Annotated in this window: 8 protein-coding genes and 1 pseudogene; 5 read left to right on the top strand and 4 right to left on the bottom strand. The window is 47.2% G+C overall.

The genetic code is table 11. The annotated features are described in order from the left end of the window. Positions 1-7: 7 nt before the first annotated feature. The 3 genes from QUB39_RS00120 to ebsA form a co-directional block, all read right to left on the bottom strand. Positions 8-511, bottom strand: coding sequence for a DNA recombination-mediator protein A (locus tag QUB39_RS00120; protein WP_190744281.1), 504 nt, complete (start codon positions 509-511; stop codon positions 8-10). Between the two features lie 245 nt (positions 512-756). Beyond that, positions 757-1854 carry a phosphotransacetylase family protein gene (locus QUB39_RS00125; protein ID WP_333055465.1) on the bottom strand — a complete coding sequence of 366 codons (1098 nt, stop codon included), beginning with the start codon at positions 1852-1854 and terminating at the stop codon, positions 757-759. Positions 1855-3509: 1655 nt separating this feature from the next. After that, positions 3510-3884 (bottom strand): type IV pilus biogenesis protein EbsA, encoded by a 375-nt coding sequence (gene ebsA, locus QUB39_RS00130; protein ID WP_333208996.1) that lies wholly within the window; start codon positions 3882-3884, stop codon positions 3510-3512. Positions 3885-4130: 246 nt separating this feature from the next. Here ebsA and QUB39_RS00135 point away from each other — a divergent pair, with 246 nt between their 5' ends. From QUB39_RS00135 to QUB39_RS00150, 4 genes and pseudogenes are all read left to right on the top strand, one after another. After that, positions 4131-5648, top strand: coding sequence for a glycosyltransferase family 2 protein (locus tag QUB39_RS00135; protein ID WP_333055464.1), 1518 nt, complete (start codon positions 4131-4133; stop codon positions 5646-5648). Positions 5649-5986: 338 nt separating this feature from the next. Then, entirely contained in the window at positions 5987-7216 is a 1230-nt protein-coding gene (locus QUB39_RS00140) for a succinate--CoA ligase subunit beta (protein ID WP_333055463.1), read from the top strand. Between the two features lie 331 nt (positions 7217-7547). Next, positions 7548-8820 (top strand): annotated as a pseudogene (gene iscB, locus QUB39_RS00145) (RNA-guided endonuclease IscB). A gap of 72 nt (positions 8821-8892) precedes the next feature. Beyond that, entirely contained in the window at positions 8893-9789 is an 897-nt protein-coding gene (locus QUB39_RS00150; protein WP_333055462.1) for a CoA-binding protein, read from the top strand. 236 nt (positions 9790-10025) lie between these two features. On the opposite strand, the gene QUB39_RS00155 is transcribed toward QUB39_RS00150, so the two are convergent. Beyond that, complete coding sequence (locus QUB39_RS00155) at positions 10026-10727, bottom strand: alpha/beta hydrolase (RefSeq protein ID WP_333055461.1); 702 nt, start codon at positions 10725-10727, stop codon at positions 10026-10028. A 412-nt stretch (positions 10728-11139) separates the two neighbouring features. Here QUB39_RS00155 and hpsL point away from each other — a divergent pair, with 412 nt between their 5' ends. Continuing rightward, entirely contained in the window at positions 11140-12804 is a 1665-nt protein-coding gene (gene hpsL, locus QUB39_RS00160; RefSeq protein ID WP_333208999.1) for a hormogonium polysaccharide biosynthesis protein HpsL, read from the top strand. The last annotated feature ends 18 nt before the right edge of the window (positions 12805-12822 follow it).

Raw genomic sequence — 12822 nt, forward strand, 5'->3', positions numbered from 1 at the left:
TCGCAGTTCAATCAAAATAGAACAGAGTAACCACCTTGCGCTGTTCCTCCGCATCCTGGCAAGTTTTCAGCAAAGTGTGGCTTTCGTGAAAAGCAAAACATATCAGTTGCTGGCAGCGAGAAATAATCTCCTGATTGCACATGGCGCTTGCTTCCGGGAGAGACAAGCTATCATTTTTGGGATTTTCTACCAAATGTATCACTTGTTCGAGTTGGTCGCGAGACTCCCGAGGCTGGCGACTCATGCTTTGTGGCAAAATCACCGTCAGCAGATTAGGATCTGCTCGCATTGCCCCCCGAATTGCGGCTGAATTGGTGCCTGTAGCGCCAGAAGTGATGAGCTGATTGCCTCCCAGAACTATGGCGTAGCTCAGCATCTCAATTAGCTGCTGGTGGGTAATAGGAACGTGGCGAGAACCCAAAAGAGCAATCCGCTTGGAGCCGGTTTGCTGGATCGCCGCAAGTTCTTGTAAAAAATCATCTACTCTGGGTAGCTCAATTGATTGACTCAAAGAATTTATTAAATTAAATAAAACTACGTTGTGGATTTTAGCAGACTCACTAGCCATTGCCGCCAAAAAGAAGTTAAGAATTGCTGATTTACGGGATCAGACTAGAGGAGCGGGAGAGTTGAGGAAGCCAGAGATCAAGGTAGAATTCAAGAAAAATTGAGAATTTAAGAATTTTACCTTTTTATTTATTTAAACAAAAAGTTCTCTCTGCCGAATACCTTCTTCTCTCAGCTCCGGCTCTCTTCTTAATGGACTCGATCGCCCAGGCCCAAGGATGCCATCATGCCATCAAGGTCAAAATGTTCTGCCATTAGCTGAGTAACGCATTCCACCTTGATCGGTTCGTGCAGGCGCACGCTGCCAAAGGTGCTGTCGATAATTTCTACCGTGGTTAAGGTATCCAAATCAACAGACAAAACCGGAATTTCCATTTCTTCTGCCCTGCCAATCACTAGGGGAGAAGGAGGCAAGTGGCCTGTCAAAATTAAGCACTGAGTCGAGCTCTCCAGAGCAGCTAGCTGAATGTCCGTGCGATCGCCCCCCGTCACCACCGCCATATTTCTCGCTTTGCGGAAATACTTCATAGCCGAACTAACATTCATCGCGCCAATTGTCAAGGTTTCCACCATCAAGTCCAAACGGTCTCGACGGCACAGCACATCAGCTTTTAATTGGTGCACCAATTCTTTGACGCTGACACTTCGCAGCAAAGCACTTCTCGGCAGCATTCCCAAAACTGGAATACCCGCAGCCTCCAGAAAAGGCCGCACAGTCGCCGTTACCGATTCGAGTTTGTCCGAGGGAACGTCATTGAGTACCACGCCCAGCAACCGCGAACCCAAACGCTGTTTAGCCGACAGCAAATCGTCTATATACAGATCGATCGGGCGAGCTACCAACAGCACAGAGGCATCAACTGTCTCAGCGATTTGAGCCAAAGACAAGTCAAACAGACTGCCTTCCTCCAAATTAGCTGGGCCTTCTAACAGCGCCAAGTCTCCGCTGGGAGCTTGCAAATATTGCGCTAAAGACTGGCGGTAATCTGTCTTGTCTTCTCCCCGCAAACGCTTGTGAACCGTCTCTTCATCCAAATACAGCAGTGTTGACGGCATCTGACTTTCTGAGAGATTCAGCGTCTCTACGGCGAACCGCACGTCTTCGTCCTCTATCCCAGCTCCGGGCGAGCTCAAACAGGTTCCCAGAGGTTTGCCGTAGGCGACTGCCAGTCCTTTTCCCCGGAGTCCGAGTGCCATCCCTAGGGCGATGGCAGACTTGCCACTGTAAGCTTTTGTGGAACCGATCAGCAAATATTTAGTCAATTTGGGTACGCCTTCAATCCTCAATGTGCACCTGTCTATTTCAATAAATTTAGTTTTTCAACAGTATTTCTGAACTGAGCCTCAATTTAGAAATAATATATTATACTCGATTATACTCGATTTTGTCGCTTTTGGGCAGATTGTTTTTTGGCGAAAATTTTTTATTTACCTGTTCGCAACCATTTTCTTCCCATTCTTTTTACTTGATTTTGGAAAACCAGTTTTTAAATTGTTTGTTTTGCCAGCAGTTTTTGATAATTATTTATCGCTGATATTTTTTTAATCAAAAATTTTAAATTATAAATTTTTAGTCATGTTTCTTGCTATAATTAGATATTAATACCGACTTTTATCAAATAAATATAACAGGGTATAAGTGGGAATTTGACTAGGAATAACCTATTAATAGGGCTTGGTGCAGTTTTTGTTGGGTATATACCAATCCTCGCATCATTTGTGAATTTCTTACCCCCTCCGCTTCGTAAGGGAGGGTTGGGGTGGGGTAAAAAAAATACGACTCCTGCAAGGATTGTTATAATACAGGTATTTTGTAGGAATCAAGCCCGGTGCTTGCCCGATCATTCTTGCATATAATCGACAATCGATATAGCAATCATAAATAATTCATGTAAATTTGTAGGGGTAGTGCTAAGAGTGCCTACCCCCTATCTATCGGGGCAACTGGGCGTGGGATTGCCCCTACAATAATTACGCGAATGATTTAGGGTTGCTATATGTATTATTAGTTATTCATTATTAGTGCGATCGCCCGCGTTAAAGCTGAACACTGGCAATGCGAGCAATAAGCTCCTTATAATCGGGATTCTAGCTTCTAAACACATAAATTGTCGGGCGGCGCGGGCTGGAATTTCGGCAGCCTTTGGGCTGATTGCGATGCTAGGCAGATCGCCGTCAAGGGCTGTAGATTAATTTTCCTTGGGCGGATCTACAGCGCTTTCCTCTCAGCTACCGAGTCGCAAAATTTGAACGAAATCGGACGGCGCGATTCGCCTAACGGCGATAGCTTCGCTCGCGCTTACTCGCACAGCACCCATGTCCGAAATAGACTTTTGGACTTTTACCAGAACAAAGTACAGTAGTTTTCAATTGGATGAAATACAGGTAGCGAACTCTGTATCACGCTCAACTGAAAACTGCGGTAGATTTACTTTAGCAATGGGGATAAGTGCTGACCCCCAAAGGGATTATTGAGAACGATCCAACAACTCACTTACTATTTCCGCTTCTCAAATAAAATTGGCTCCCCAATCATGTAATGTTGCCGTCGTGGCTTTACACTATTGGTGGGTCAGTTATAGCGCCCGTCAATCGATTTGAGATTTGAGATTTGAGATTTTAGATTGAAGAAAGCAAGCCCACTGATAAATCCGGGGGCTGGCGATCGGGATTCTGAGCTTTTTTCTCGATCCCCGAATCAATCCGGGGGCCCCGGATTAAATTGCTTGATTGTCAATTGCGGACTTTCGGGAGTGCGACTATCGATTTTAGATTTTAGATTTGAGATTTTAGATTGAAGAAAGCAAGCCCACTGATAAATCCGGGGGCTGGCGATCGGGAGCGAGGAGCTTTTTTCTCGATCCACGAATCAATCCGGGGGCCCCGGATTAAATTGCTTGATTGTCAATTGCGGACTTTCGGGAGTGCGACTGCGGTGAAAGTTATTCATCCATTCGCATCAGCTTGCGGTAAAACGTTTTAGAAAAATCGACAGTACGAGTTCGCTGAAAAGTCAGGAGAACCTCAATTAAGCAACTAACAAACTCAGAGCTTTGCATAGTCACTTCGTAGCTGAGATCAGCATTGCCGTCAAACAACACCCGACAGCGGGTTAAGTCGATCGGCAGCGACGAGATATTCCAACTAGCGACAAACGGCACGCTCTCCCCGCCGTCAATTTTTCTTGCTCCCTCCAAGGTTTTGAGCTTGTAGAGGCCAATAGCGTGCGGTAAAAACTTACGCCTGGGCTCTTGACAGAAAGGCGCGTAGACTTTCACTTCTTTGTCATCGGCTGGCTTGAGTTGAGGAATAGACATATTTCCACCTCAGACAATTATTACTAACAGATAGTTTAGATCCCCTGAAAAAACTAGCAGATATTCCAGGTCGATCGCAAGCAAAAGTCAAGCTAAATACTCTATGCAGTACCTGTTTACCAGGGCCGTACAATCACCGAACCCGCTGGTTGTCCTCCCGTCCGCTTTCGACAAAAGCCCAGAAACTGATACAGTAGATGCTTATATCTAAAATCAAAAACTATTGGTGGTTGAATCAAGTAACCTATGCAGGAGAGTTCTTGGCCAGAAAACGACGCTCGCAGCGAGCTTAACTTGGACATCTCTGATTTAGCTCAAGAAGAGCTCAAGAGTTTGACCTCGAACTCGAAGCTGAGCAAAGTATTTGCTATATCAGACATTGGCGACAGGGTGTTTGACGCGGAAACAAAAGCAGAGCTCCCGGTGGCGGTGTCTGTGCCGGGAACTCCCTCCTTTCCTCAAAATCTGTACCGGGGAAGGCGCGGAAAAGCTGCCGCAGTGCTGGCTGCGATTTGGGCCGGCACGATCGCCCTGCACTTGATTTCTTGGGGTGCGTGGGTAGTGTGGGGGTTGACGGGACTGCTGTGGATGCAAGCATTTCGAGTTTTGTTTGCCCAGCCCAAGCCCGCACTGCCGCCTCTTGCGGATGAAAGTCGAGAGGATTGGCCCTATGTGTCGCTGCTGGTAGCGGCGAAAAATGAGGAAGCGGTGATTGCCCGATTCGTAGAATCCATCTGCAATGTAGATTATCCGATCGACCGCTACGAAGTTTGGGCGATCGACGATCACAGCAGCGACGCCACGCCGCTAGTATTGGAACAGCTAACCAAAAAGTACCCCCAGCTCAAAGTATTTCGCAGAGGAGCAAATGCCAGCGGCGGCAAGTCGGGAGCACTGAATCAAGTGTTACCGCTGACTCGCGGGGAATTTGTGGGAATATTTGACGCCGACGCGACGGTAACGCCAGACTTGCTGCGCCTGGTACTGCCGGTGTTCGATGCAGAAAAGGTAGGGGCTGTGCAAGTCAGAAAAGCCATCGCCAATGCTTCGGTAAATTTTTGGACTCGCGGCCAAGAAGCAGAAATGGCTCTCGACAGTTTTTTCCAGCAGCAGCGGATTGCGATCGGCGGCATTGGAGAATTGCGCGGTAACGGCCAATTCATGCGCCGCACCGCCTTGGAAGGCTGCGGAGGCTGGAACGAGGAGACGATTACCGACGACCTGGATTTGACGGTGAGGCTGCACCTAGACCGCTGGGACATTGAATTTCTCTCTTTCCCAGCCGTGTCAGAAGAAGGAGTCACTAACGCTCGCGCTCTGTGGCATCAGCGCAATCGCTGGGCAGAAGGTGGCTATCAGCGTTATCTTGACTACTGGCGGCTAATTTTGCGGAACCGCATGGGAACTGGGAAAACTTGGGATTTATTTGGATTTTGGGTATCTCAATATTTCTTACCCACAGTAGCCCTACCCGACTTTGTGATGTCAATTGCGCTGCGCCGGATGCCGATCGCCAGTCCCATAACTTTTATGACCCTTACATTGTCGGTGGTGGGAATGTTTGTCGGTTTGCGCCGCACTCGCAAAGAAACCAAATTTGACGTAAGGCGAGTTTTTCTCACCGGGCTGCAAACGCTGCGGGGTACTGTGTATATGTTCCACTGGCTGCTGGTAGGGACTGTAACGGCTCGGATTGCGGTACGGCCCAAGCGGCTCAAATGGGTCAAAACCGTCCATCAAGGCGCTGTTAATAGCCTCAAGTAAACAATTCGCAGAAATATCTCGGCACAGTATGGCCGAAAGTCCGAAGATTTTGCGAGACAAAAAAACACCAACGCTCGCCAAATATCTCCCTGCCAGATCCTAAGAGTAAAATTTGGCAATTTCGAGAAAAAAACACTTTGAAACAGCTTAGGTAATAGGTAATCGGCGAGCGGTAATAGCGAATAAGTAATCGGCCATACAAAAGTCTAAAATTAAAAGATAAAAGCGAGAATTTTTAACTTTTAACTTGACAAAAAACCAATTACTATCTATTAATTATGAATTGCCAATTAGGACGAATTGCTTGTTGCCAACTACCCGTCACCCGTAATTGATAAATGGATTTGTTAGAGTACCAAGCTAAATCATTATTTCGCCAGATGGCAATTCCGATTTTGCCGTCGCAGCGGATTGACAATCCCGCTGACCTCAAAGGACTGAAAATTCCTTACCCCGTTGTACTCAAATCGCAAGTGCGGGCTGGGGGACGGGGCAGGGCCGGCGGTATCAAGTTTGTAGAAAATACGATCGATGCAGTAGCAGCAGCCCAAACAATTTTTAATTTGCCGATCGAGGATGAATATCCCCAAGTCCTGCTGGCAGAAGCAAAGTACAACGCCGACCAAGAATTGTACTTAGCGGTACTCCTAGACCCCGTAGCGCGACGCCCGGTGCTTCTGGGGTCGAGCCAAGGAGGTATGGATGTCGAAGGGTCGATCGACCAAATGCAGCAAGTTGCCGTAGATCAAGAATTTTCCCCATTCTACGCGAGGCGTCTCACGCTGAAAATGGGATTGCAGGGAGACTTGATTCAATCGGTGAGCACTATTGTCGAAAAAATGTACCGACTGTTTGTCGAAAAAGATTTAGATTTAGTAGAAATCAATCCTCTCGGCATCAGTCCAAGGGGAGAGGTAATGGCTTTAGACGGTAAAGTCACCGCCAACGACGATGCCTTGGGACGACATCCAGATTTGGCAGCACTCTCGGAGAAGAAGCTCTTGGGCGGGTTGGCACGGGAAAGAAGAAGTCCCCATGCTGGGGGCGATCGCTCCCATTCCCAGTCCAAGGTTCAGCAGTCGCCGGAGTTTGACCCCAAATCTAAATCCCCAATCTCGAATTCCGAATCCCTGCAATTAATCGAACTAGACGGGAATATTGCGATTTTGTGCAACGGAGTGGGCCTGACAATGGCAACTCTAGATGCTGTAACCCACCAAGGAGGAAAACCAGCTAATTTTGTGAATATTGGTTCCCTAGACCGCTACTATGCAGCAAATGCCCTGCGCGATCGCGTGGAGTTGGGTCTGGAGTTAGTCGCTCAGGATAAAAGCGTTAAGGTGATACTTGTAAATATTTTGGGCAGCGCCTCCAAGACTGAGGAAATAATCGCTGCAGTAGCCGGCTATTTGGAACGGAAAGCTCGCGCTAACCGCCACATCCAAGTTGTGCTGCGACTGGTAGAGATCGATGCTGATGCTGTTAAAAAGCGTTTGGGACAGTTGCCGGTGCAGCTAGCTAGCACTTTGGATGAGGCTGCGGCCGCTTCTGTATCCTCCGCCAAGTAGGGGCAGTCGATCGGCAAAAAATGAGATTTCTTTACAGATGAAGGCCTTCTGCTTTTTACAGATCGAGTGTCAAGTGGGAAAAAGTCAATCACCCGGCGCTGCTCGGAGTACCGAGACAGCGCGGGCACAGAAATTGCCTAGTTGACCAGTCTAAGTGGTTCGCCCACTACGTTTAAGGTAAGTGTTGAAGTACCTACCGGAGGATGCGTGCTAGTCTTCCGCTCTAGAACTTAAAAGTTAAACAGGTGTAAGGGTTAAGCCAGTGCTTTTAAGATAGTTACCGACCTTAAACATTGACGAAGCAAACATTACCCCGTAAGGGAGGACTTAAATGTCTAATTTGGTTTTTGTACTTGATACCAAAAAACGACCGCTCAATCCAATCCGCCCAGGATTGGCACGTAAATTGCTAACTATTGGCAAAGCTGCTGTCTTCAAAAGGTATCCATTTACGCTAATTTTGAAAGTAGAGGTAACAGTACCGCAAAAACCAATCACTCTCAAAATAGATCCTGGCTCTCGAACTACTGGAATTGCGTTAATACAAGGAGAAAACGTAATCTTTGGTGCAGAGCTAACACACCGAGGACAAGCTATTAAAGCCAGCCTTGAATCTCGCCTTTCATTGCGTAGAGTCAGGAGAAATCGCCATACCCGCTATCGTCGGGCTAGATTCTCAAACAGGACTCGCCCTAAAGGTTGGCTAGCCCCAAGTTTGCAGCACCGCGTCGAAACAACACTGACATGGGTGACTAGATTGATGAAACTCGCCCCCATTGCTTCTATTGCTCAAGAGCTTGTCCGATTTGACTTACAGCAATTAGAAAACCCAGAAATTTCTGGAATCGAGTACCAACAAGGCGTTTTGCATGGCTATGATATCCGCGAGTATTTGTTGAACAAATGGGAGAGAAAATGCGCTTACTGTGGTGAAATAAATACACCATTACAAGTCGAGCACATTCATCCCAAAGCCAAAGGCGGAGCTAATCGCATTTCTAATCTTTGCCTTGCTTGCGATGCTTGCAACAAAAAGAAAGGTACTCAAGATGTTGAGCAATTCTTGTCTAAAAAGCCAGAGATTTTGAAGCGGATTCTATCTCAAGCAAAACGTCCGTTAAAAGACGCAGCAGCCGTCAATTCGACTCGTTGGACATTATTTAATCGACTCCGTACAACTGGCTTGCCTGTTTCTACAGGTAGTGGTGGCTTAACGAAGTTCAACCGCATTCAATTAAATTTACCTAAAACTCATTGGCTAGATGCAGCTTGTGTCGGAAAGGTTGAGTCATTGAAGATTTTAACAAGCAAGCCACTATCGATCAAAGCAACTGGTCACGGGACACGTCAAATGTGCCGCACTGGCAAATTCGGCTTTCCATCTCGCTATGTTCCCCGGTTTAAGTTTGTTAAAGGTTTTCAAACGGGAGATATTGTCAAAGCGATTGTAACCTCTGGCAAGAAAATTGGTACATACGTTGGACGTGTTGCCGTAAGAACCAGTGGCTCATTCAATATTTCCGCCGAGCGAATTAGTGTCAGGGATTAGCCACAAGTATTGTTCAGTTATTCACAGAAAAGATGGTTATTCGTATGCAGCATAAACCTTGCCCCCCTTTTCCTCTCGCCGCTGACCTGGGTACAGGTACAGCGGGAGTCTCCAAGGGGGAAGAAAGATGAATTTAACTCCTGAAAGCAAAGTCCTAGTACAGGGCATTACAGAATCTCCCGCGTCCACCCGCGCCGCCCTGATGATGAAAGCATACGGCACGAATGTAGTCGCCGGTGTTAGTCCCGGTCGGGGGGGGCAGGAAGTGGAGGGAATTCCGATTTTTGATTTGGTAGAACAAGCAGTGGCGGCAGTGGGTCAGGTTGACACTGCGGTAATTTTGGTAGACGCTTACTCCGTGCTGGATGCTGCTCTAGAAGCGATCGCCGGAGGAATTCGGCAAATCGCGATCGTCACAGGGGGAGTGCCTCCTCTGGATATGGTGCACTTAGTCAGAAAAGCAGAAGCCACCGAAACTTTGGTAATCGGGCCCAACAGTCCGGGGATTATTGTGCCCGACAAACTGCTGCTGGGAACTCACCCCAAGGAATTTTACACTCCCGGCCCGGTGGGAGTAATCAGCCGCAGCAGCACTTTGACTTACGAAGTTGCCCTAGAACTGACGGAGGCCCGGTTGGGACAGTCGATGGCGGTTTGTATTGGCTGCGACGCGATTGTCGGTTCTTCTTTTATGCAGTGGCTGCAAATTTTGGACGAAGACGACAGTACGGAAGCGATAGTTTTGGTGGGGGAAGTTGGCGGGTGGAGTGAACAAGCTGCTGCTTCTTACATCGCTTCGGCGATCGACAAACCCGTGGTTGCTTATCTAGCCGGCCGCTACGCTCCCAAGGGGCCGTCTTTGGGCCACGCCGGCATCCTGATCAGTTCTCGCGCTGCTGCCCAGAAAGCCTTTGGAGTTTCGGCCCCAAACAAAATGGCTGCCTTTGAAGAGGCGGACATACCTGTGGCGGCTCGACCTTCCGAGATTCCTAAGTTGCTCAAAAAATTGCTCAAGAAAAATTGATTGCTTTGGGAGTTTTCACACAAGTCCTAACCCTCTTGGGGGTTGGGATCAGGGTAGGGCGGGGGCGGGTTTGGTCTCATATCATTTCCGGTTAAACCGGAATGATGGTTGACTGTTGACTGTTGACTGTTGACTCGATTTTATGATTCTGATGCAACCGGAAACGATATCAAAAGTGTCTGCAGAATGCCACAACAGCCGCTTCAACCCGCCTTTAGGACACATTTATGATTTTTTTACCAAAGCCCTCTGACCGGCATCACAGGCTGCGGTTGGGGTGCTGGCAATGGCGCGGCGCGGCGCGGCGCTGGAGGCGGAGTTGTTGGCTGCACGCTGGGGCGAGGTTCGATCGGCCTTTCGGTGGGATTTGTTTCAGTTGTGCGAGTTGTCGATCGCGTCACATCTTCAAGCAGGCTTCGCAGAGTTCCAGCTATACTCTGAACTTTCCCAACAGCGGTGCGAAGGCTGGCAACATCTACGTAAACCTCCTTGAGAGGATACTTTTTCAGGATTTCTAGCAGCGATACCTTACCGTCATCCCCGGATGCCAGGATCACCGCTGCCCGCAAAGCTTTCCCGCTTTCTGTGCGGCGCTGAGTCCGAATTGCTTGACCGATGTCGTCAGTGATCTTTTCTCCTGGGGTGCTGTAAACTACCCTCGCCAGATTAGCAGGCTTTAAACCAATTTCTAAACCCATGAACCCCCGCAGTAATTGCGCGTCCATTTTGGAGAACCGGATAATTTGTTGGAGGGTTGGCGTCGTCGTGCCGTTTTTAGCAAATTCTTCTAAGTCGCTGACATTGATGGCTTGTCTGATCGGGCCAAATGTGAGGACTACTTTTTCGGCCCCTAATGCTCTACTGCTGCTAGATAATATGCTCCCGCTTGCTCCTAAAACTAGGGCAATGCCGATCGATACAAATTTTGTTAATTTCATATTCACCGCAACATTAAAATTATTTTTTCGAGATTTGTACATTTTTGTACATTGTACAGTATAGATGCAGCAGTTATATTCTACAAGGTCGCCAGTCTAATTTGTGCCCGCGTCACACCGACAATCTCGACCGAGACTTTTTCTTATCTTGACTTTAAGAATAAGTAACGATCGTCAATTAAATCATTTCCCTTTTTTCTTGTGGGATGGGCCTAAGAGCCCGCCCAGAAAGGACGGGCTCTTAGGCCCATCCCACAACAGTCATGAAAAGTGGATTTTATTTAATTCTCATCCCTAACCATATCTGCCGACCTATTTTTGATTCTCTTCATTCTGCCTTCTACCTTTTACATCAGAGTGCCTTCTACATCAGAGTGCCTTCAGCCTTCTACATAAGTGCCTTTTAGAAATTATGTTGAAAACCAAGCGCAAATCCAAGAAATCCAAACACAAGCACAGCGAAAAAACCACAGCGCTCAGCAAAAAAGAAGTAACTGCACAAAAACGCAAAATTTCCCAAAAGCGCAATGAAGTGGTGCAGGCGATCGCCATAAGCTGCTTAATCACCGTTGCTCTCAGCATTCCCCTGTTTTTCGTAGCCGGCCCTAAGATTGCTATTGCAGGAGGCGCAGCCGCAGCCATCTTGCTGCTTTCCTACAAATACCCCCGTCAAGCTTTGTGGACTTTTCTAATTTACCTGCCTTTCAGCGGTACAATTACCTACGCAATTGGCGGCGGGAATGCTGCATTTCAAGTAGCCAAAGATGCTTTCTACATACCAGCTCTCATCGCCCTAATTCAAAGCTGCAAAAAGAAACAGTTGCCCCTGTTCATTCCCAAACAAATGCTTTCTACCTTCAGCATCCTGTTGATGATGGCAATGCTGACTTTAATTTTTGTCAACGGGGAGATGCAGCTCAACCCTAGGGGGGGCGACAAACCAATTCTGCAAGGAATTCTCGGCTTAAAAGTATTGATAGGTTATATACCGCTGATTGCTTGTACCTATTATCTGCTCCGCACTAAGAAGGATTTGGTGTTTTTTAGTCGAATGCACATCGTTTTGGCGATCGTTTGCTGCCTTCTCGGTTTGATTCAGTACCTGTTGCTGCAAAGTGGAAAGTGTGCGGGAACCAGAGGCATGATCGGAGCAGAATTATATAAAGCAACGCTGGAAGCTAGATGTTTTGTCGGCGGTTCTTTAGTGTTCAGTCCAGAAGTCAAGTTTGTCCGCTTGCCGGGAACTTTTGTCGCGCCTTGGCAGTGGGCGTGGTTTTTAATTTCTAATGCTTTTTTAACCTTTGCCTCTGCCTTTTGCGATCCTTCATTCTGGTGGCGCGTTATCGGTTTATTTGGCATGGCATTAGTATTTGCCAATGCAGTTATTTCCGGTCAAAGAGCTGCTTTAGTTATGGTTCCAGTTGCTACAGCAATCCTGCTAGTTCTCACCGGTCAATTAGTTAATTTAAAACGATTTATTCCCATTGGTGCAGGACTGGCGATTCTGCTATTTGTCGGTGCAGCTATTAACCCGGGAATTATCGAGCAGCGGTGGGATAGTTTTGTTAGTCGCTGGAATGCTGCACCGCCCCAACAGTTTCTCTTTAATCAGTTCGAGCAGAGCAACAATTTTATCATTGATAGACCTCTGGGCAGAGGTGTGGGACGAGCAACTAATTCAACGCGAATATTTGGTGCAACGCAGCTAATTGAAACTTTTCAACCTAAGTTGATATACGAACTAGGTTATCCGGGAATGATTAGTTTTCAGATGATGCTTTTACACTTAGCTTTTCTAACTTTTAGAGCTTACCGATCTGTCAAGGACAAAAGTTTGCGGAGTTACGGAGCTAGTTTTTGGGTGTTTGTTGCCTTTATTACGATCAATACTCAATACTATCCGCTGGATGTAGATCCAGTGTCGGTGTATTATTGGGTTTTAGCTGGAGCGATTTTAAAGTTGCCCAAAATTGATAAACAGGTACAGGATGAAAAACAGCAGGAAGTTGAGTCAAATGAATTGCAAGTTCACCAGCCATTAAAGGAGAAAAAAATTCTTTCATCTTCCCCAATTTGAGAATTATTCTGAGTGTTG

The sequence above is a fragment of the Microcoleus sp. AT8-B5 genome, from assembly GCF_036705565.1.
Taxonomy (GTDB): Bacteria; Cyanobacteriota; Cyanobacteriia; order Cyanobacteriales; family Microcoleaceae; genus Microcoleus.